Below are 21600 nucleotides of genomic sequence, written 5' to 3' on the forward strand. Positions count from 1 at the left end.
CGTGCGTCTTTCTTGTTGGCAGGTGGTATGAAAAAAGTCATTTTCTCTTTAGCTCTGGGGACATTTGGGCTGGGCATGGCCGAGTTTGGCATCATGGGTGTACTCACCGAGCTGGCGCGGGACGTGGGAATTTCCATCCCTGCTGCTGGCCATATGATTTCGTTTTACGCTTTTGGCGTGGTGCTGGGCGCGCCTATTATTGCGCTCTTTTCCAATCGCTTTTCTCTCAAGCATATTCTGCTGTTTCTGGTCACGCTGTGCGTGATCGGCAACGCCATCTTCACCCTCTCCTCCTCATATTTAATGCTGGCGGTGGGCAGGCTGGTTTCCGGCTTTCCACACGGCGCGTTTTTTGGCGTTGGCGCGATTATCCTGTCGAAGCTGGCCCGTCCGGGAAAAGTCACCGCCGCCGTCGCGGGCATGGTTTCGGGTATGACCGTTGCTAATCTGGTTGGCATTCCCATCGGCACCTGGCTGAGCCAGGAATTTAGCTGGCGCTACACGTTTCTGCTGATAGCCATCTTTAATATCGCCGTGATGGTCTCGATAACTTTTTGGATACCCAACATCAGCGATGAAGCAAAAGGGAAACTGCGCGAACAATTTCACTTTTTGAAAACCCCCGCCCCGTGGCTCATATTTTCCGCCACCATGTTTGGTAACGCCGGGGTTTTCGCCTGGTTCAGCTACGTCAAACCGTACATGATGTTCATCTCCGGCTTTTCCGAAGCGCTGATGACCTTCATCATGATGCTGGTAGGATTGGGGATGGTGTTGGGAAATCTGCTGAGCGGTCGCCTTTCTGGCCGCTATACGCCGCTGCGTATTGCGGTAATAACCGACTTTGTAATTGTGCTGGCTCTGCTGCTGCTCTTTGCCTTTGGCGGGATCAAAGCCGCGTCGCTGATCTTCGCCTTTATTTGCTGCGCGGGCCTGTTTGCCCTGTCGGCGCCGCTGCAAATTTTGCTGCTGCAAAATGCTAAAGGGGGTGAGCTGCTGGGTGCGGCAGGAGGGCAAATTGCCTTTAATCTCGGCAGCGCAATTGGCGCCTGGTGCGGTGGTATGATGCTGACGCTGGGCTTTGCCTACAACTACGTGACGTTGCCGGCGGCGCTGCTGTCGTTTTCTGCAATGTCGTCGCTGCTGCTCTACGGTCGCCTGAAGCGCAGCGTATCCCGGATGACTCCCGCTGCCGGATAGCCTCTGCGCTACCCGGCAACGCGAACATTACTCCTGCGGCCACAACCAGGCCGCGCCGCGCACGCCGCTGGAGTCACCGTGCAGCGCCTTGCGTAGAGGCGTTTCGCACTCGCCGCCAAAGACAAACTGTTTAATCAACGTTGGCACGTTTTGATACAGTCGGTCGACATTGCTCATTCCACCGCCCAGCACGATTACGTCCGGATCGAGAATATTCACCACATGTGCCAGTGATTTCGCCAGACGTAGCTCGTACCGACTCAACGCCTGTTCCGCCTGGGCATCCCGGGCATTAACAAGACTGATAATTTCACTGCCCTTGAGCGACTTACCGCTCAGACGCTGGTAGTCGGTGGCAAAACCGGTTCCGGAAATGAAGGTTTCAATACAGCCTTGCTTGCCGCAATAGCAGGGCACTTCCTGCCGATAACGCAGTTCGTCTTCGTCCATCCACGGCAGCGGATTATGCCCCCACTCGCCCGCAGTACCGTTCCCGCCCGTGTGCGCCCGGCCGTTCAGCGCCACTCCAGCGCCACATCCTGTACCGATAATCACCGCAAACACGGTTTGCGCCCCCGCCGCTGCACCATCAACGGCTTCAGAAACCGCCAGGCAGTTGGCATCATTTGCCAGCCGCACTTCGCGATTCAGACGCGTACTCAGGTCTTTGTCAAAAGGTTGCCCGTTAAGCCAGGTCGAGTTGGCATTCTTCACCACTCCGGTGTAGGGCGAAATTGAACCGGGAATGCCCATCCCGACGGTTCCCGACTGCCCGGTGGCCTTTTCCGCCATCTCCACCAGCGCGGCGATGGTTTCTATCGTTTGCCGATAATCATCACGCGGCGTGGGCAGGCGATGGCGAAAAAGCTGTTCGCCTGCATCGCCAAGCGCGATAACTTCCGTTTTCGTACCGCCTAAATCGATACCTATACGCACTGTTTGCTCCTCTTCCCGATTAACAATGCAAGCATAGCGACAATTCGCTATCATGCCCGCTGGATTTAACGACAAGGCCGTGGAAATTATCATGCTGTGGTTCAAAAATTTAATGGTTTACCGTCTTAGCCGCGATGTTTCTTTGCGTGCCGAAGAGATGGAAAAACAGCTGGCATCAATGACGTTCACCCCTTGCGGTAGCCAGGATATGGCAAAAATGGGCTGGGTTCCGCCGATGGGATCGCACAGCGATGCATTAACGCATACCGCCAATGGCCAAATTATTATCTGCGCCCGCAAAGAAGAAAAAATTCTGCCGTCGCCGGTTATCAAACAGGCGCTGGAAGCCAAAATTTTCAAACTGGAAGCTGAGCAAGGTCGCAAACTCAAGAAGACCGAAAAAGACTCGCTGAAAGATGAAGTTCTGCACTCATTGCTGCCGCGCGCCTTTAGCCGTTTCAGCCAGACGATGATGTGGATCGATACCGTCAACGATCTGATCATGGTTGATTGCGCGAGTGCGAAGAAAGCCGAAGATACGCTGGCGCTGCTGCGTAAGAGTCTCGGTTCGCTGCCGGTCGTTCCGCTGACGATGGAAAACCCCATTGAGCTGACGCTGACCGAATGGGTTCGCTCCGGCACAACGGCACAGGGATTCCAGTTGCTGGATGAAGCCGAACTAAAAGCGATCCTTGAAGACGGCGGCGTGATCCGCGCGAAAAAGCAGGATCTGGTCTGCGACGAAATCGCCGTGCATATCGAAGCGGGCAAACTGGTCACCAAGCTGGCCCTTGACTGGCAGCAGCGCATTCAGTTCGTGATGTGTGACGACGGCTCGATTAAGCGTTTGAAGTTTAGCGACGACCTGCGCGATCAGAACGAAGATATTGACCGCGAAGATTATGCTCAGCGTTTTGATGCCGATTTCATCCTGATGACGGGTGAACTGGCGGCGCTGATTAAAAGTCTGGTGGAAGGATTAGGCGGCGAAGCGCAACGTTAAGCCGTAATTACCGAATGGCGGCACAATGTCGCCATTCGTCATTTCTATGCTTACAGATAGCGGCAAAGATAGGATGTTGGCTCTGCCACCTGCAGATGAAACTCGCTGTTGCCCGGTACGTTGAACACGTCCCCTGCGGCATACACCTTCCACTCGGTTTCACCCGGCAGCAGCACGTTCAGTGCGCCGCTAACGACAGTCATCTCTTCAGGCGCCGCAGTACTAAAGGTATATTCGCCTTCAGCCATCACGCCAACACTGGCGCGGCCAGTACTGCTGCTGGTAAAACCGATCGATTTTACTTTGCCGGAAAAGTATTCATTACTTTGAAGCATACAACTGGCCCTATCTCGTGATTAAGTTGAGAACCAATATAGGGGGCTGACGTTCCACCTGTCACGCAAAATTACGCCAACAGTTCCGAAGCCAGTCGGGCAATCAACACATTAGACAGAAGAACCGGGACATCCAGCGATTTTTGCAGTAAATCGCGATGGCGTTGATTGAACCCCAGACAATCCAGCATGATCACATCCGCGCCTTGCTCCAGCAGTTCTTTCCCGGCATCAATCAATTGTTGTTCGCTACCTTCGATCGGATTCGCCACGGCATACACTGGTGGAGTTTGTAACACCTGCCATTTTTGCGTCTGGGCTTTGAGCAATTCGGTGACGGGGACAATAACCCCGACCTGATGCCCATCGACAATCGAGGCCACCAGCGGGGGGATAATACGTAACGGCTCCAATAGAATGCTATTGCGGGCGGTCAGGCGAGCGATTGAGGCGGTACTCATCAGCAGGATCACGTCAAAGCCCTGGTTATCCAGCACCTCCACGATACTTTGCAGCGAGCGCTCTACCTTCTGGCGTGAGACATGCGCAAGTTGGTGGTCGCTGAGCAGCGTTAATAAAGGCTCGTCACCGGGCGAAACGCCGTACTCAGCCATCACATCTTCTCGCCGCATCTGTCCAAGCAGACTGTGGTGAGTAATGTGCTGTTCATCGATATATTCCGTCAGGAGCGGTAACACCTCACACATCGGCACCACGCCAATCGTGAGGATAGCCAACGACGCACTCATTTGTTGCTCCACCATCTTCTTACTTTGCTGTGAAATCCCGGGCAAGTGCCGGTTGCTGACCTGCGCTACAAATGCTCAAAAGCGTAGCAGTTGATCGGCGGTGTATTGTGTAAAGATTCCAAATCATTCCGGTACTGGATTGTTATTGCTTAATTTTCAATTTTAACTGTATACGGCGAAATTTAAGAAAATGTGATGAACGCCCGTCCTGGCACTTTTCAGACTCGTGCCAGGACGGTGCTTAATATCAGGTTTTATCGGGGTCTTCGTAGCGTTTTTTGGCATCCATGGCTTCCTGCGCAGAAGGATGCTCACTGATCAACGTATTCGGTTTAGGGTGATCGGCTCGAAGTTGATACCAGGTTACCGTCTGGCCTGGCGTCCCCTTTTCAACCGTAACAATGGTCGCTTGACGTGGGTAAGGTGGTTTTGTCGGCATAGTTCTTCCTTTTCACTGGATGAACATTAAGTATAGACACCGCCCTGTAACCGTGGCGCTGCCTGCGCCAGTATCTCAAGAATGTCTTCCACCACCTGCGCAGGTTTATGGGTGGCATCAACGATGTAGTGCGCAGCTTCACGGTACAGAACATCGCGCTGGGCGAGCACTTCCTGCACCTCTTCAGTCAACGGCTTACCGGTTAAGGTTGGGCGCAATCCCTCTTCAGGCGTGGCCTCCAGACGATCAACCAGTACTGATACCGGCGCGCTTAAATAGATAACCACGCCGTGGCTGCGCATGTAATGACGATTAAATTCGGTAAGAATGATGCCGCCGCCGGTCGCAACAACCGTCGCCGGGGCTGTGACGGCCTGCAGAGCGCTCGTCTCCTGGGCACGAAACCCTTCCCATCCTTCCCTTTCGACGATCTCCGCCACGGTCATCTGCACGTGCGATTGCAACCAGCGATCGGTATCGACAAACTGGAAATCGATAGCCTTCGCCAGCGCCATACCGGTAGTTGTCTTACCACACCCCCGGGGGCCGACAAGATAAAGAGGTTGCGTCATTACAGAAATTCCCCAGGGAGCCGCGAGCGAGCGGGATCTGATGCGGTTAAAGATATAATCATATCACCAAACTAGTACATCGCCAAAACGTAAAGAAAAAATTACATACAGGGTAGAGATACCTATTAACCCCTACTATAACAAGAATTCACCATGAATAAAGTGTAAATAATAAATTACACGTTTTATTTTCTGCGCTGTACTTCCAGCCACCACTTATCAAGCTCAGCAGCAAAATGCTGCCTGTCTCGTGGTGAAAGGCTGTCCGGCCCGCCGGTCTGAATACCGCTGGCGCGTAGCGTATCCATAAAATCACGCATCATCAGACGCTCACGGATCGTGGCTTCGGTATAACGTTCACCGCGCGGATTAAGCGCCGCCGCACCTTTTTCAATGACTTCTGCCGCCAGCGGGATATCCGCCGTTATCACTAAATCACCGGCACTACACTGGCGCACAATCTCGTTATCCGCCACGTCAAACCCGGCGGGAACACGTAATGTGCGGATAAACCGCGAAGACGGGACGCGCAAACTTTGGTTTGCTACCAAAATAAGCGGCATCTGCATGCGCTCAGAAGCGCGGTACAAAATATCTTTAATCACATTCGGACACGCATCGGCATCCACCCATATTGTCATAATTTCTCCCCACTGATGTGCAGTTGCACATTGTCGCGTGCTTTTACTTGCAGGCAAAGTGCTGTTTATCCTTCTGCACATATTCAATCCGCGCTAAGCTTAGCTTTCCCAGGTAAAACAATGAATATCACGCATAGGGAGTGACAAAATGGACAAGAAAATCGGTTTTATCGGCTGCGGTAATATGGGCAAAGCGATACTTGGCGGCATGATCGCCAGCGGCCAGGTTCTCCCCGGACAAATCTGGGTTTACACCCCTTCCCCCGATAAAGTCGCTGCATTGCACGACCAGTACGGTATTAATGCGGCGCAGTCTGCGCAAGAGGTCGCGCAAATCGCTGACATCGTTTTTGGGGCCGTAAAACCAGGCATCATGATTAAAGTGCTGAGCGAAATTACCTCCAGCCTGAACAAAGACTCCCTGGTCGTCTCGATTGCCGCTGGCGTCACCCTCGATCAGCTCGCCCGCGCGCTGGGCCATGACCGTAAAATCATTCGCGCGATGCCAAACACGCCGTCACTGGTGAATGCCGGAATGACTTCCGTCACGCCGAACGCCTTAGTCACGCCAGAAGACACGGCCGACGTGCTGAATATCTTCCGCTGCTTTGGCGAAGCGGAAGTCATTGCGGAGGCAATGATTCATCCGGTCGTTGGCGTCAGTGGTTCAGCCCCGGCTTATGTGTTTATGTTTATTGAAGCGATGGCGGACGCCGCCGTGCAGGGTGGCATGCCTCGCGCGCAAGCTTATAAATTCGCGGCGCAGGCAGTAATGGGGTCGGCAAAGATGGTGCTGGATACGGGTAAACATCCCGGAGAACTGAAGGATATGGTGTGCTCGCCTGGCGGAACCACCATTGAAGCGGTACGCGTCCTGGAAGAACGAGGTTTTCGTTCATCAGTGATTGAAGCGATGATTAAGTGCATGGAGCAGTCGGAAAAACTCAGCCGCTCCTGAGTTAACACCGCCGGACGTCAGGCCGCCGCCTCAGTGCGGTTACGTCCGGAATTCTTTGCTTTGTAGAGCGCCATATCCGCCGACTTTAACCATTCTCGATAATGCTCGGTTTCTGCGGTCAGCGGCGCAACGCCCACGCTGATCCGCAGAGCAACCTGCGGCGCGCAGGATAAACGCAGTTGCCCAAGTCGTTCGTGAACGCGAGACATCGCCGCAATCGCGCTGGTTGCCGGCGTGCCGCACATAATCACCGCAAACTCATCACCGCCAAAGCGCCCGATCACGTCGCTACCGCGTAAGGTCATCTGCAACTGGCGGGTCAGCGCGACAATCGCCTGGTCCCCAATGTCATGACCCCAGGTATCATTGATGCTCTTAAAATGGTCGATATCGATAATCAGTAACGTGGCGTCACGCTGGTAGCGGCGGCAATTATCAAATTCATTACGCAGTAACAGTTCCCAATGGCGGCGGTTGTACACCCCAGTCATGCCATCTCGCGTACTCATCACCTGTAAACGGCGTTTATGTTCCGCCAGCTTGATGACCGTCTGGTAGCTGACCCAGGCAAACAGCAGCGGATAAATCACCAGCACCGGCAGCGTCAATAGCACGCTAAGTTGAGTACTGCTAAAAGCGACGGAGATATCGGTTAACTGTAACGTCACCAGACATGAAACAATCATCAAAACGGCGCCTGCGATGAATATTCGCATCCCGCCTGCGCCCATCAGGTTGATGCAGATAATCATCAGCAGCGCCGTGGATGGCAACAGGTTTACGCCCATAATCCCTATCCACATACCGGCAAGAATGGCATCGGCTTTTAAGTTGGTAAATTCGCTATGCAGAGGATCGTCGGCTTTGCTGGCCAACTGCCAGGCCAAATGCGGCCAGACAAACGCCCATCCCACCAGTAATAGCCACCAGCCACCGGTAATGGGCTGAGCAACTAATACCGACGCGATAGGGAAAAACATCCCCCCCAATCCCACCGCTCGCGGCAGCCTGATTCGTCGGGCGAATCGCAGACCGGAACGTTGGTGGTCATTTTGATGAAGCGATAAAAATGCTTCATTCGGGACGACCTTCTTTTGATAAAAGTTTTCATCATTCATTGTATTTGGGAATATTCTGAAACAAATTTCCCAAATTATAGGAAGGGGTCTGGTGGCGGAAGTATGATATTTCGGGTGAGCGATTTTACCTGCTCACCCGTAAGTGCTACGCAGATTTCTTCAGGCAAGCGCTCATAAATTTATTACGATCATCACCTTTCAGAGACTGCTCCGTCGCCTTAACGTTACATTCACGCATTTTTTGCTGCTGCGGCGTCAGGCTCTTTTCCTCCGGCGCAGATTTACTGTTTTTCAGGCAATCACTCATATATGTCTTACGCGCATCCCCTTTTAAGGTCTGCGCCGTTGCCTGCTGATTGCAGGTGGTCATACGCTGTTGTTGCGGGGTTAAAGTCTTCTCGGCAGCACCGACGGTAGTTAAAAAAATCAGACCAAAAAGCAGCGTCATTAATAATGTAATTTTCATAGCATCCTTCTTTTCTGAACGACAACACACAGGTAAGTTTGGCTGCTAACGATAAAAATACCACCCGGCGGCAAAAGTATTGCCGCCGGGCGTCGGGTTATTTCAGTCCTAACGCCGCTTTCATGGTGTAAAACAGGTCGGTTTGATCGGTCAGGCCGACCACATTCGCCGCATGCGGGCCATAGGCTGCAATTCGCAGTTGGCTGCCGGTGTGCTCCTGAGATTCCTCTTCAGAGTTGCCGTAGCTGATGGCCATAACCGCGCCATCTTTGGTGTTCAGCGCCTGGGTCAGGCCTGGTGCTTTGGTATCCGGCGCGACAATCTGGCTGGCATGTGCGTGGTCAGCGGTTACCACCACCAGGGTGTTGCCATCTTTCTTCGCAAAGGCAAGCGCGCGCTGTACCGCTTCGTCCAGATCGACCGTTTCGCCAATCTGTCCGCACGGGTTGGCGGCGTGGTCCTGTTTATCGATTGACGCCCCTTCCACTTGCAGGAAGAAACCTTTCTCATTTTTGCTTAACAACTCAATCGCTTTATCCGTCATCTGCGCCAGCGTTGGCACGCTGTCGTCACGCTTTGGATTTGGCGTACAGGTCACAACCGGCTTATCCAGATTGCCATGATAAGACGCTTTCGGACCTTCCCAGCGCACGGGCATATTGCCATCAGAGAACAGGCCCAGCAGCGGTTTATCCTGATTAGCTTCGGTAATCGCCGCCAGCGTCGCGGTATCACTCACCATCTGATAACCGCGGGCCAGGGCTTGTTCACGCAACGTTTTACCCTGCCACTCGCCTGCCGCAGCGGTTTCCGCAAACGTTTTTGCCCCGCCGCCCAGCGTAACGTCAGCCCTGGCATTCAGTAATTGTTCGGTGATGGACCCTTTACCGCCTTTTTCCAGCGCATTGGTTGGGCATTTTTCACCTGTCACGCCTGGGCCATAGCACTTACGCGAAGTCACATGGGCAACCAGCGCCGCCGGGGTAGCATCCTGCAATTCAGCGGTAGAAACGTTGCCCGTTGCCAGCCCCGCCGCTTTTGCCATTTCAAGAATTGTGGCGTGTTCTTTTTCATGAATATCAACGCCCAGCGCACCATTATAGGTTTTCACACCGGTGGTCCACGCCGTCGCGGATGCCGCAGAATCCGTCACATAATCGGGTTTACCCGTTTTCTTATCCAACGCATAGTGCGTGTATTGTCCGGTCAACGGTAAAGCATCAATTCCTTTAAAAAAGCCGCCTGCGCCTTCGGCATAATTTCGCGCGGCCGTTATTTCTGAGTCACCCATCCCATCGCCAATCAATAAAATAATATTTTTGGCAGGTTTATCGCTCAGAGATTCGCGCAGAGCCGCCGTTTGATCGGCAGACAATCGGCGGGCGCCGCCCGGCGTGGTGATATCACCCTGAGCGGCACGATTATCCATAACCGCTATGGCAGAGGTTTCTGCATTAATAACCGGGGTAAACAGCAAAGGTAACAGGGCAATAGCGAGTGCGCTTTGTTTCACTTTATTTTCTCCATGTATAAATACGGTAAAATTAAAACAAAGCGACTATAAGTATTTGATGTGACACTTTTATGATAATTTGTGGATGACGCACCACGGATTACTCAAAACGCTTTTGGCACACTCTCGCCAGCGTTATGAACGTTGGTCAGAAACGCAGGCATACGGCCTTCTCCAGCCAAAGCCCCTTCAATTTGGCGAATAAATATTTGCCGATCGTTACACGTCATATTGCGCAGCATTTCGATGATTACCTGCTCCAGCGTTTCAACCTGCGCCGTCAGTTCTTGCGACTCTTCTTCTTTTTGGGCGAGCTTAAGTAACAACTCAGTAACGAGATTTTTCATTTACGTATTCCCTTAACCAAATATAGGCCACGTTATCATTAAGACTCACAACTGCCTAGAGGATGAAAGTTGTATTTTCATAAGAAATAAAACGTTTTGCGAAAACAATCACAACACAAAATAAGGGAGAATGAGTCTTAGCGCAGAATTTCTCCATATAAAAGGATAAAGGGATTAATAATCACCTGGATATATAAATGCATAATGATGGATTAACAACGCTGACGGGCAGCGTTGTTAATCAGGTACTCAGCGTGCGCAGCGCCGACGTCGCAACGCGATAGCCAGTTGCCAAATGTTGATAAGCACAATGCACGCCGTGGCAATAAACACCCAGCGAAAGCCCGCCATTGCCGAAACCGTTGCCCCCATTAATGGCCCGGCTACGTTGCCGAGATACATAAATGACTGGTTATAACCAAAAATGCGCCCGGTTATCTGGTCGCTGGAGTATTTCACCAGCAGCGTCTGCACCGCGGGCAACATCGCGCCATCGGCAAAGCCGAGCAGAAAACGTAAGATCCCCAACTGCAACGGCGTAGTGACCCATGACATGGCGAAAAACAACACGACGGCGAAGATTAACGTTGCCATTAAAATCCGCTCGGTCCCAATACGATCGCCTAATTTACCTAGCCGGGGCGCAGAAATCAGCGCCGAGATGCCCGGAACCGAAGCAATCAGCCCGCTGAGAAAAGCAATATTAGAACTGTCTGGGACCATTGATTTAATAAACAGCGCCAGAATCGGCCCAATTGAGCCGTTACACAACTGGATCACCATCGTAGTAAAAAACAGGCTGATCACCAGCGCCGGATAAGGCAGCGAGGCAAAGACGGCCTTCCCACTCAGGCGTTCGCTTTTTTTGATTGTCGGGCGCACACCTTCTTTGATTAAGAACAGCGTGACCAGAAAACTCACTACCAGCAAGGCCGCGGTAATACAGAATACCGCCCGTAAGCCAACGTGGTCGGCAATAAAGCCCCCCATCAGTGGTCCGCCAATAACGCCGCTAATTTGCGCCGTCGAGAGCGTACTCAGCGCCCACCCGCTGCGTTCGCGCGGAACCTGTGAGGCTACCAGCGCCATCGCATTGGGAATATAGCCAGACGTTAACCCCATGACCCCACGCAGCAGAAAAAGCTGCCAGACGTTAGTGGCAAAGGCCTGCAGTAAAATCGCAATCGCCATGCCCAAAGAGGCCCGCAGCAGCATCAGCTTGCGTCCTTTACGGTCGGCTAAACTCCCCCACATCGGAGAGACGATGGCTGAAATCAGGAAGGTGACGCTAAACGTTAAGCCGGACCACATTGAGAGTGCTTCATGGGAGCTTACCCCCAGTTGGGAGATATAGAGCGGTAAAAAAGGTAGGATTTGGCTGATTGCCAGGCCGGTGAAAAAGCAACCGAACCATACGGAAATGAGGTTGACTCTCCAGGATTCCATAGGGACTCATAACGATAAGTAGCTGAAAACTGTGATTAGCTTAACAAATTACTTAGCAAAATAAGGGTCCACAGGTGCGATATATCACAGTTTAGGATTTTATCTTCCCGCTCATCATATTTGTGATATACCTCACATCAACCCCACAATATCAGCAGGGGTTTATGCTCCGCGTCCGTTCTGCGCGTTTGCGCTTATCTGTTCCTCTGTTGCCCATCAAAACAATCTGCCAGAAGCCGAGGAAACCTGCGTTTTGTCGTGGTAATGTATGTGCTTTGCATTCATGGAATGGGTTTTTAAGATGGCAAAGTTGCGGGTAGGAATCGTATTTGGTGGTAAATCAGCGGAACATGAAGTGTCATTGCAATCGGCAAAAAATATTGTCGATGCCATCGACAAGACTCGCTTTGACGTTGTGCTGTTAGGTATTGATAAGCAAGGACAATGGCACATTAGCGATGCCAGTAACTATCTGCTCAATTCAGATGATCCAGCGCATATTGCGCTGCGTCCTTCCGCGACCAGCCTGGCTCAGGTCCCGGGTAAACAAGAGCACCAGTTGATCGATGCGCAAAACGGTCAGCCACTGCCAACGGTCGATGTTATTTTCCCGATCGTACACGGCACGTTGGGTGAAGATGGCTCTCTGCAGGGTATGCTGCGCGTGGCGAATCTGCCGTTCGTCGGTTCTGATGTCCTGGGTTCTGCGGCCTGTATGGATAAAGACGTGACCAAACGTCTACTGCGCGATGCCGGATTAAACATCGCGCCATTTATTACGCTCACTCGCGCCAATCGCAACCGCATCAGCTTTGCCGAGGTGGAATCCCGCCTTGGCCTGCCGCTGTTTGTAAAACCAGCCAACCAGGGCTCGTCCGTTGGCGTCAGTAAAGTGACCAGCGAGGCGCAATACGATCAGGCCGTCGCGCTGGCATTTGAATTCGACCATAAAGTCGTGGTGGAACAAGGGATCAAGGGCCGCGAGATCGAATGCGCGGTGCTGGGCAACGATCAACCGCAGGCCAGTACCTGTGGCGAGATCGTGCTGAACAGTGATTTTTACGCTTACGACACCAAATACATTGACGATAACGGTGCCAAAGTGGTTGTTCCGGCAGCGATCGCACCGGAAGTGAACGATAAGATCCGCGGCATTGCCATTCAGGCTTATCAGGCGCTGGGCTGCGCCGGCATGGCGCGCGTGGACGTTTTCTTAACCGCAGAGAACGATGTTGTGATCAATGAGATCAACACGCTGCCGGGCTTTACCAACATCAGCATGTATCCAAAATTGTGGCAGGCGAGCGGCTTAGGCTATACCGATTTGATCACTCGCCTGATCGAACTGGCGCTGGAACGTCATGCGGCGGATAGCGCGTTGAAAACCAGTATGTAAACCCGCCTGGATGCCTGATCGATAGCTATTGGGCATCCTTTGCTTCTTCTTCATCTTCCACGCGGCGACGGATAATTAATCCGGCCAGCCAAAAGCTAATCACCCACGTCACCAACCCCACCGCATAGGTCTGCCATCCCTGCGCTTCAAAACCCAGTAAGCCGACCACACCGTTCAGAATAAAGATGAGCCCAATAGCGAAGGCATAGTAGTGCCAGTCTCGGCGGATTTTAACAGGCAGGTTCATAACGGCTCCGGTGGAAATACAACGTGAAAGCGCATCCTCGCACATTTCCTCATAGACGTCTGTGGCCTGTGCGGAATTTCTGAAATGTAACTTGATTTCACTTAAGGTTACTTAATTGTGACAATCAGCAAAAAACCGAGATCCAGGAATAATCTCTACCTGAAATTACCATCATTCTGATATTGACATTGCCGATCACCTGTCAGACTCACTGTCAGTTCCAGGCATCACGTCAAAAAAGCAGGTTATTTCCGGAGGTCTTTATGGCTGATTTTACGCTCTCAAAATCCCTGTTTAAGGGCAAGCATCGGGATACCTCCTCCCTGCCCGGCAACATTGCGTATGCCGTATTTGTGCTGTTTTGCTTTTGGGCAGGCGCGCAGGTTTTAAATCTGTTGGCCCACGCTCCCGGCATCTATGAACAGCTGATGCAGTTGCAAATGCAAGAGACAGGACGCCCACGAGTTGAAATTGGCTTAGGCGTCGGTACCCTTTTTGGGCTGGTCCCTTTCCTTGCCGGAAGTCTGATTCTTGGCGCCATCGCGGCATTCGTGCGCTGGCGCCGCCGTCATCATAACGATGACTGACCCATACATTTCGCCAGACGATCGTCCACGCGTTTCGCAAACCACGCGGTGGTCAGATTACGTGTAATCTTCGGGCTTTCCAGCTGAATGCCTGGCAGCATTTCACGGGGTAGCGCTTTCCCAGTCTTCGCCTCCGCCAGCTTATAGACCTTCTCGTACAGCGCGGTATCCTCAAAGGCCAGGCTGTCACCTTTTTGCAGTTGACGGTGGATCTCACTCTCGCTCATCCCCAGCTTTCCGGCCAGTTTACGTACCGCCAGCTCGGTTTTGCCCGGCTCGCTGCTGCCGTAGAGAATCAAGTCACCATCCATCGCCAGCTTCACTCCGCTGGCTTTACTGACCGCATTCTGGAAAGCTGCATTGCGGCTGGCATACCATCCCGCATTGAAATCGGCGAAACGGAAGATTGGCGCGCTGTAATTCGCCGGGTAGTTAAGCAGATGATACGTACCGAACCACAGCCCACCGCGGCGGCTGAACACTTCCTGACGAACTGTTCCCGCCATTTTCCACGGATACCCATCGGCGTGCTGTTCGGCAAACGCGATACTGACCTGCATTGGCCCACCGGTATGTACCGGATTAAGCGAACCAAACAGCGTCTGCCCCATCGGTACCATATTGATAAAATCATCAAAAATGGCGCTAAGCTGTTTTTCCGTTTTCACCGTATCCAGACGCTCGCTGTAGCTTTTCCCCGTTGGCGAGTTAATCTTCAGTGCGGTATGCACCACAAACTGCGGGATATGCATACGCTCGGCGCGCCGGTCGATCTCTTTCCAGGCGATTTTACTTAAGTTTGGAACGGCCGGATCCGCCTGATAGTTTGACTCCTGTTGCGCAACCGCCAGCACCGAACAGATATTTTCAACCGTCGGCGCCAGCTTCTGGCTTTCAAACGTCTTCGCTAAATCCTGCGCCCATGCGTCCCGGTCTTTCACGCTGGCGGGCATTTTCTGGCGCACCACGCTCGCCACATCGACGGCTTTCTCCCCTTTTTTTAGCGGCTGCGCGGGTTGGCTACTACATCCCACCAGCACCAGAGCGGCCAGACCGGACAAGGGGTAAAGACGGGAAACCGTCGACATAACATCTCCTTTTTTATTAACTAAGCGTATGGGTAACTTCCTGAATATCCTGGCCATCAAGCTCACGTTCAAAGCTGCGCAGACGCTTATAAATAGACATCAGTTCGACTAACGTTGTCCAGGAGTTAATCAAATACTGGAACGAACCGCGCACCTGGCCAAACACGTTGGTGATTTGCGTCATCAGGCCGAGCGTAATCGTACCGGCAACAATCGACGGGAACAGCAGGAACAAGCCGAAAACGTTATCAACCTGCAGGTATAGAATGCGGGCGATATTGAAGTACATATAGTGAAAATAGAGGCGGAAGTAGTTCTGGCGCACCGCATGGAACAGTTCACGCACCGTCGGCGGGGTCGCACGATTAGCGTCATCTTCACCGTAAACCAGTTCTTTACGGTAGGCCGCTTCCACGCGCTGGTTTTTAAACTCCAGCCCCGGAAGTTTGATGCCGACTACCGCCAGCAAGCCGGTTCCCATCAGCGACCAGACAATCGCGGCAATCACCAGGCCATAAGGAACATGTCCAACAATGGGCAGGTCCGGCACATGGGCTGAGAGTGTGACCAGGACAGGTAAGAAGGCAATCAGCGTCATAATCGCATTGATAAAGCTGACCCCCATATTTTCAAGCGTGGAGGCAAAACGCATGGTATCTTCCTGCACACGCTGCGCCGCGCCTTCAATATGACGCAGATGCTGCCAGTGCGCCATATAGTGTTCGTTCATTGCGGTACGCCAGCGGAATACATAGTGGCTAACGAAGAAGTTGTTCATCACCCCAATGACCACGGCAATCAGCGCAATGCCAAGAAAGATGCCTACTTCATGATAGAACTGCTCAATCTTCACCTTATGCGGCGCACTCAACGCGGACTGAATCAGATCATAGAATGGCGCATACCAGGCGTTGACGGCGACGCCAACTTCAACCAGAAACCAGGTCACGAAAATAATCAGCGACGTGCCCAGTATGGACCAGTACTGCCAGCGGTGCGGGCTGTAGATAAACCAGAACAGCGCGAACACACCAACACAAAGGATGTAATACGCATAAAAAATCAGGTAATCCAGTGACCAGAATCGGGCCGCGCTAATCGGTACGTCTCCCGACGCGCCGGTAATATGCGCAACCCAGGCTCCCCCACCTCCTTGCCAGAATACAACGGCGACCAGTGCCCAAATAAATGCCGAAATAAAGAACGGCCCCGGCTTTGGGAAAAAAGACTTAAACATAGTGCTCTCCTGCTAACTTCTTATCGTTATGACGACTGCTGTGTATTTGCCACCGTGGAGTGCGGCGGCCAGACGGCTTACGCCCAAAAACACAAGCTGAAACCGACAAGTGTGACCAAAACCGCGGCACTTAGTTCGCACCCGGGTATGAAGAATTGTTTCTGTGATTTTCACACTCGACAACGTTCCAGCAAGTGCAGATTATCACAGCGTGAGATCACAAAAGCGAACATCCGTAATCCGGGAAACGCTCGCGTTTACTCATCGTTACGTTTTTCACACTATCATTGGCTGATAAGCGCTTTGCAATACGCCGATGAGTAGTATAAATACGCATACGCACGACATCCTTTTTCACTTTCTCTAACTCATGGACACCACCGTTGAAACGTAGTCTGCTTTTTTCTGCCGCGCTGTGTGCGGCGTCATTGACATCTGTCCAGGCGGCACAGCCTATAACCGATCCGGTCTTCGCCTCTGATATCGTCGATCGTTATGCCGACCATATATTTTACGGCAGCGGTGCTACGGGGATGGCGCTCGTGGTGATTGATGGTAACCAGCGCGTATTTCGCAGCTTCGGCGAAACACGCCCTGGCAATAACGTCCATCCGCAGTTGGATTCCGTTATTCGAATTGCCTCTATTACTAAATTAATGACCAGCGAAATGCTGGTGAAATTACTCGATCAGGGTACGGTTAAACTCAACGATCCATTGAGCAAATATGCGCCGCCTGGCGCGCGCGTGCCAACTTATCAGGGCACGCCGATTACGCTGGTGAATCTGGCGACGCATACCAGCGCGCTGCCGCGCGAACAGCCTGGCGGTGCGGCGAAGCGCCCAGTGTTTGTCTGGCCAACCCGTGAACAGCGCTGGAGCTATCTCTCAACCGCCACGCTTAAAACCGCACCGGGCTCGCAGGCTTCTTATTCCAACCTGGCGTTTGACCTGCTGGCCGATGCGCTAGGAACCGCATCCGGAAAGCCTTATCCGCAGCTGTTTGAAGAAAAAATTACCCGTCCGCTGGGGATGAAAGACACCACCTTTACCCCATCCCCCGATCAATGCAGACGCCTGATGGTCGCGGAAAAAGGCGCCAGTCCTTGCAACAATACCCTGGCGGCAATGGGCAGCGGCGGTGTTTATTCAACGCCCGGCGATATGATGCGCTGGATGCAGCAGTATCTCTCATCTGATTTTTACCATCGTAGCCAGCAGGCCGACCGTATGCAGACGCTGATTTATCAGCGTACGCAGTTAACAAAAGTGATAGGGATGGATGTTCCGGGTAGAGCCGATGCGCTGGGTTTGGGCTGGGTCTATATGGCGCCGAAAAATGGGCGACCGGGAATTATTCAAAAAACCGGTGGCGGCGGCGGCTTCATTACCTATATGGCGATGATCCCGCAGCAAAACGTCGGGGCATTTATCGTGGTGACCCGCTCTCCGCTAACCCGCTTTACCAATATGAGCGACGGTATCAACGATCTGGTTGCTGAGCTGAGCGGGAACAAACCGCAGGTTATTCCTGCATCCTGACTTAATACTCAAAAGGCAAACGGTTAATGCTCACCAGTTTGCCTTTATTCATTTCAATGTAACCACCTTTACGCAATGCCGCGAGAACCTCAGCGACAACTGAGCGTGAAATTCGCGTGCGTTGGTGAATATAGTTCATGACGCCGATACGCGAACGCAGTACGTCGTCCCATTTTGTCATGGATATCAGCGTCGCGCGGATCTGATCGTAGGAGTTATTGCCGATCAGTTGCAGATCGCGCAACTCAAACATGGAGTTTTGCCATGCCAGCCAGCAAAAGGCTTCACGCCAAAGCTGGCATTGTTCAATTATATTTATCGTTTGCGAAGCAGGCAGGTGGTATCCTGTACAATTACTTTCGGTTATTAATTTGTATTGTACATCTGTTTTCATCACGCCATCAGAAAGGCCCATAATAAAAGGTGCCTGTGCAATCCCGACCAGCACGCTTTCCCCTCTACGCAAGGAAACAACACCACTTAAAATAACGAAAGTATCATCACTATTAATATCACCGGAATAAATTATTTCTTTATCGTTCTCACACTCAAAGTGTTTACCATATTTCGCTAAACATTTATCAAGCTTACCAAACTCAAGAAGAGGTTTATTTGAAGATAGCATGTGCGCATTCCTTGCAATAAATGCCCGTCAAATCCGTGACGGGCATTATTCTAAATTAAATTACCTTTTATTTCTCTGCGAGAAAGTTGTTACCAGGTATATTTAACACCAACGTTTGCAGACCAGTCTTGATCGACATCACCGCCACCGAGGTAATTAGCATCGGTGTACGCGCTGAAGTTCTTGGTGAAGCTGAACTGAGTACCCAGCCCAACGCGTACCGCAGAACCTTCTACGCCGTTGTCGATAGAATCACCGTTTACATCAGAATCGTTGTTAGAGTCGTCGTAAACGTAGGCCAGTTTGAAGTACGGGGTCAACGCCTGGTCATCGCTGTAGGCGAAGGTATAACCTGCATCTACACCAAGTTCATAACGCATGCTGTCATAAGACTGACCGTCAACTTTCATGTCGTTGCTCAGTTTATAGTCATCACCAGACTGGAACAGACCGGATACGCTACCGTAAGGGGTTACGTAACCTGCGTCACCCAGCTTCAGGTCATAACCCAGTTTCAAGCCAAAGCCCCAGGCATCAGAAGAGGTGCTGCCATCAACATACTGACCGTTGCTCATGCTGGCAGACAGATCGTTGTTGAAGTGGGAGTAGCTTAAGTTACTGTCAACAAAGATGTTGTTCACAAAACGAGCAGAAGAGTAGATATAGGCAGTCTGGCTATCCTGATCTACCTGACCGGTACGATCACTCATGTCACCTTTCGCGAAGCCTGCCGCAGCACCGACAATCCACTTAGCGTTGTTACCATCGATTTTGGAATCAACACCGACCATGATGCCGTTAACATCCTGATCATAGTTAATGTTGCCGTTATCCGCATCGAAGCTGCCGCCGAAGTAGCTCACCCATGCACCACCGTTATCTACCAGGCCATGACGCGCGTTAGTCAGACGAGTACCAACGGTGTCTTGTTCCAGGTTCCAGATATTGGTGTTGGCAGACGGAATGCTCAGCGCCATGTTCGCGTAGTCGGTCAGCTCCATCTGCTGCAGAACAACGGTGTTACCCTGCTGCTGAGCCTGATAGGTGTAAGCACCCAGGTCTGCTTTGTTGGCTGCAGAGAAGGTTGCGGTGCTGTTCGTGTCGTTAACGTAGATCAGCTCGTTACCGTTGTAATCAGCAACAGAACCTGCGCCAGTGGCGTTATCGATGCGAACTTTATAGTTACCGGTTGCCGCTGCTACGTGATCACCGTAGTTATCAACTTCAGACTGATCGCCTGAGGTGTCGGAATCGCCGTTACCGTTGATAGTCAGATGACCATCAGAGTTCATCGCGATCACGCCATAACCGTAGTTAGCCTGGCGCGTATCGTTGGTACGATCGTTGGTCAGGTCAGCATTCAACACATAGTTAGCGCTGTTGATGTCGAAAACACCCGCATTAACATGGTTGTAAGCGTCGGTGTAGCTGGTCAGATTCAGGGTATCAACCTGCAGCGCGTTTCCGGTGCTGTTGCCCACATCCAGAACGCCGTTGTTGGTGACGTTAATGGTATTGGCATACAGCGCGGCATTAAGCACATTCCAGCCTGCAGAGACATCATCAGCAATCGTTACGGTACTGTTGTCAATAGACAGCGTATTAGTCGCAACACGACCATCTTCATTGATGTTCAGTGCGGAAGCACCGGTCAGAGTGATGGAGTCAGAAACCAGCGCAGAATCACCCACGTTGACAACGGAACCGCTGTTGATGCTCAGAGTGTCAATCAGAGAAGTTTTGGTGGTATCCCACTGGGAAGCGCCGTTCAGCGTCACGTTGAACAGACCGCTCTGATAAACGGTATTGCCAACCACATGACCATTTTCGTCATAAGAGGTTGTGTCGCTATCGATACCGTAGGTTGAAGAAGGCCACAAGCTGTTGGCAGCGATATCAATCAGCGTAGCAGTGGCTTCAGTGCCCTCAGCATAGCTTTCGTAAACGCCATCACCATCAACGTCAACCTGATGGACGGACATTGCCGCACCAACCCACTTGCTGCCGTGGTTCAGGGTCAGATCCAGACGGTCAGTACCATCCCAGCCGTTGGTATCCAGATCGGCATCGGTATCTCGGTAAGTATCAGCACCGTTCGGGAAGAAGTTCTCATCAAAGTTGCTGGAGAACAGCACATCGCCCATCAGCGTAGCGTTATCAAACGTGGCGGTGGTCTGCATCGCGTTATCTGCATCGGGATGAGCAATAACCGCCAATGCGATATCATTCGCGTTCCAACCGTTACCGTTGTAGTCGCTCGCATTGCTGGTGTTACCAAACCAGCCGGATCTTCCTTCATCAGACCAGGAACCGGAGGTCAGGGTAGAGTCGGTAACAGCGATAGTGTTGTTAAACACTTCGCCGCTGTTTACGCCGGTGATGACGGTATTATCGTCAATATCTTCCCACTCATAACCTTGAGTCAGGGTAATACCCGCAACGTGAGAGTTGTTGGTGATAGACAGATCAACTTCTTGATCCAGAGTGATAGCCGTACCCAGGTTATAAACGTCGACAACGTGCGTATCAGCCACGTCATTATAGGTACCGTTGTAGGTATAATGTTCGTAGTTGTCATCGATAGTGGAGTTGATGACGTTCATCGCCAGACGATCGTAGTAATAGTCGGTACCCGTACGGTTAGTACAATCCGTGGTCATACATTCGGATGTCACCATACCGTGAATGGTACTGTTTTTAATCGTCAGGCTGTTATAATTGCCGTTGGTTGACAGTCCATCATCCAGATAATAAGTAGAAATAACGCCGTTGACAGTAGCGTTATTGATTACCGGATAAATATCACCGTTATAAATACTATCAGTGCCGTAATTGTTCCAACCGACATAGCCATCGAAGTAAACGTCATCAACATGTGATGCGTCATTATAATGGGTGAACGTTGTGTACGTCGCCCCAGAAATATCAGTAGAAGCATTCGCCTGAGAAGTGATTGCCAAAGTACAGGCTAATGCTAATTGTGAGACTACAAGTTTCTTTTTCCATGTGTGCATTTGTCATCCCTCCTCAGGGACGTAATATAGTTGATCCATCAATTATCAATGCAAAGAAAACATTTTATGTTTCGCGGGGACGATTATGCGGTTTCACAAAGGAAAGGTTCAATTATTCTTTGCTAGTCGTCCGAAACCGGACAACACTACGAATACCCTCGCCTCTGACACAAAAGACAAA

22 protein-coding genes are annotated in these 21600 nt (G+C 51.7%); 6 read left to right on the top strand and 16 right to left on the bottom strand.

Features of this window, described 5'->3' with window-relative positions; translation table 11 throughout:
- Window positions 1-27 precede the first annotated feature (27 nt).
- The gene (gene araJ / locus HV334_RS18555; protein ID WP_181220762.1) at window positions 28-1200 is read left to right on the top strand and encodes an MFS transporter AraJ; all 1173 of its coding nucleotides are present in this window, start codon (window positions 28-30) and stop codon (window positions 1198-1200) included.
- A 27-nt stretch (window positions 1201-1227) separates the two neighbouring features.
- On the opposite strand, the gene mak is transcribed toward araJ, so the two are convergent.
- On the bottom strand, window positions 1228-2136 hold the full coding sequence (gene mak / locus HV334_RS18560) for a fructokinase (RefSeq protein WP_016155842.1): 909 nt from the start codon (window positions 2134-2136) through the stop codon (window positions 1228-1230).
- Window positions 2137-2227: 91 nt separating this feature from the next.
- Between mak and rdgC the strand changes: the two genes are divergently transcribed.
- On the top strand, window positions 2228-3139 hold the full coding sequence (gene rdgC / locus HV334_RS18565) for a recombination-associated protein RdgC (RefSeq protein WP_181220763.1): 912 nt from the start codon (window positions 2228-2230) through the stop codon (window positions 3137-3139).
- A 50-nt stretch (window positions 3140-3189) separates the two neighbouring features.
- On the opposite strand, the gene ppnP is transcribed toward rdgC, so the two are convergent.
- The 5 genes from ppnP to HV334_RS18590 all read right to left on the bottom strand — a co-directional run bounded on the left by ppnP (window position 3190) and on the right by HV334_RS18590 (window position 5875).
- On the bottom strand, window positions 3190-3474 hold the full coding sequence (gene ppnP / locus HV334_RS18570; RefSeq protein ID WP_016152010.1) for a pyrimidine/purine nucleoside phosphorylase: 285 nt from the start codon (window positions 3472-3474) through the stop codon (window positions 3190-3192).
- A 71-nt stretch (window positions 3475-3545) separates the two neighbouring features.
- Window positions 3546-4223 (bottom strand): AroM family protein, encoded by a 678-nt coding sequence (locus HV334_RS18575; protein WP_153690678.1) that lies wholly within the window; start codon window positions 4221-4223, stop codon window positions 3546-3548.
- Window positions 4224-4470: 247 nt separating this feature from the next.
- The gene (gene yaiA / locus HV334_RS18580; protein WP_016152008.1) at window positions 4471-4662 is read right to left on the bottom strand and encodes a protein YaiA; all 192 of its coding nucleotides are present in this window, start codon (window positions 4660-4662) and stop codon (window positions 4471-4473) included.
- A gap of 26 nt (window positions 4663-4688) precedes the next feature.
- Window positions 4689-5234, bottom strand: coding sequence for a shikimate kinase AroL (gene aroL, locus HV334_RS18585; protein WP_016155838.1), 546 nt, complete (start codon window positions 5232-5234; stop codon window positions 4689-4691).
- A 185-nt stretch (window positions 5235-5419) separates the two neighbouring features.
- Complete coding sequence (locus tag HV334_RS18590; RefSeq protein WP_016155837.1) at window positions 5420-5875, bottom strand: YaiI/YqxD family protein; 456 nt, start codon at window positions 5873-5875, stop codon at window positions 5420-5422.
- A gap of 148 nt (window positions 5876-6023) precedes the next feature.
- On the opposite strand from HV334_RS18590, the gene proC reads away from it, so the two are divergent.
- Window positions 6024-6833 (top strand): pyrroline-5-carboxylate reductase, encoded by an 810-nt coding sequence (proC, locus tag HV334_RS18595; protein WP_016152005.1) that lies wholly within the window; start codon window positions 6024-6026, stop codon window positions 6831-6833.
- Window positions 6834-6850: 17 nt separating this feature from the next.
- Here the strand turns inward: proC and adrA are convergent, their stop codons facing one another.
- From adrA to HV334_RS18620, 5 genes are all read right to left on the bottom strand, one after another.
- Window positions 6851-7966, bottom strand: a complete 1116-nt coding sequence (gene adrA / locus HV334_RS18600) for a diguanylate cyclase AdrA (RefSeq protein WP_181221921.1) — start codon at window positions 7964-7966, stop codon at window positions 6851-6853.
- Between the two features lie 91 nt (window positions 7967-8057).
- Window positions 8058-8378, bottom strand: coding sequence for a phosphate starvation-inducible protein PsiF (gene psiF, locus HV334_RS18605; RefSeq protein ID WP_003830956.1), 321 nt, complete (start codon window positions 8376-8378; stop codon window positions 8058-8060).
- Between the two features lie 97 nt (window positions 8379-8475).
- On the bottom strand, window positions 8476-9891 hold the full coding sequence (gene phoA, locus HV334_RS18610; protein WP_181220764.1) for an alkaline phosphatase: 1416 nt from the start codon (window positions 9889-9891) through the stop codon (window positions 8476-8478).
- Window positions 9892-9995: 104 nt separating this feature from the next.
- Complete coding sequence (locus tag HV334_RS18615; protein WP_016152002.1) at window positions 9996-10238, bottom strand: sigma-S stabilization anti-adapter protein IraP; 243 nt, start codon at window positions 10236-10238, stop codon at window positions 9996-9998.
- A 249-nt stretch (window positions 10239-10487) separates the two neighbouring features.
- Complete coding sequence (locus HV334_RS18620; protein WP_046275379.1) at window positions 10488-11684, bottom strand: multidrug efflux MFS transporter; 1197 nt, start codon at window positions 11682-11684, stop codon at window positions 10488-10490.
- A 301-nt stretch (window positions 11685-11985) separates the two neighbouring features.
- Here HV334_RS18620 and ddlA point away from each other — a divergent pair, with 301 nt between their 5' ends.
- Window positions 11986-13080, top strand: a complete 1095-nt coding sequence (gene ddlA, locus HV334_RS18625; protein ID WP_181220765.1) for a D-alanine--D-alanine ligase — start codon at window positions 11986-11988, stop codon at window positions 13078-13080.
- Window positions 13081-13105: 25 nt separating this feature from the next.
- Here ddlA and HV334_RS18630 read toward each other — a convergent pair whose 3' ends face one another.
- Window positions 13106-13327, bottom strand: coding sequence for a DUF2754 domain-containing protein (locus tag HV334_RS18630; RefSeq protein WP_019076140.1), 222 nt, complete (start codon window positions 13325-13327; stop codon window positions 13106-13108).
- Window positions 13328-13590: 263 nt separating this feature from the next.
- Between HV334_RS18630 and HV334_RS18635 the strand changes: the two genes are divergently transcribed.
- Complete coding sequence (locus HV334_RS18635; RefSeq protein WP_016151998.1) at window positions 13591-13914, top strand: DUF2755 family protein; 324 nt, start codon at window positions 13591-13593, stop codon at window positions 13912-13914.
- Here HV334_RS18635 and HV334_RS18640 read toward each other — a convergent pair.
- Window positions 13899-15002 (bottom strand): DUF1615 domain-containing protein, encoded by a 1104-nt coding sequence (locus tag HV334_RS18640; protein ID WP_181220766.1) that lies wholly within the window; start codon window positions 15000-15002, stop codon window positions 13899-13901. The two genes, HV334_RS18635 and HV334_RS18640, sit on opposite strands and share 16 nt — an antisense overlap.
- Before the next feature lie 16 nt (window positions 15003-15018).
- A complete protein-coding gene (gene sbmA / locus HV334_RS18645; protein WP_049282012.1) occupies window positions 15019-16239 on the bottom strand; it encodes a peptide antibiotic transporter SbmA in 1221 nt (406 codons plus the stop codon).
- Window positions 16240-16622: 383 nt separating this feature from the next.
- On the opposite strand from sbmA, the gene ampH reads away from it, so the two are divergent.
- Window positions 16623-17780: a D-alanyl-D-alanine-carboxypeptidase/endopeptidase AmpH gene (gene ampH, locus HV334_RS18650; RefSeq protein ID WP_047497838.1), complete on the top strand. Its 1158-nt coding sequence runs from the start codon at window positions 16623-16625 to the stop codon at window positions 17778-17780.
- A 1-nt stretch (window position 17781) separates the two neighbouring features.
- On the opposite strand, the gene iprA is transcribed toward ampH, so the two are convergent.
- Window positions 17782-18405 (bottom strand): hydrogen peroxide resistance inhibitor IprA, encoded by a 624-nt coding sequence (gene iprA / locus HV334_RS18655; protein WP_047497841.1) that lies wholly within the window; start codon window positions 18403-18405, stop codon window positions 17782-17784.
- Between the two features lie 89 nt (window positions 18406-18494).
- Window positions 18495-21419 (bottom strand): autotransporter adhesin EhaB, encoded by a 2925-nt coding sequence (gene ehaB, locus HV334_RS18660; protein ID WP_181220767.1) that lies wholly within the window; start codon window positions 21417-21419, stop codon window positions 18495-18497.
- Between the last annotated feature and the right edge of the window lie 181 nt (window positions 21420-21600).

This window comes from Citrobacter sp. RHBSTW-00944 (genome assembly GCF_013615435.1).
GTDB lineage: Bacteria > Pseudomonadota > Gammaproteobacteria > Enterobacterales > Enterobacteriaceae > Citrobacter > Citrobacter braakii.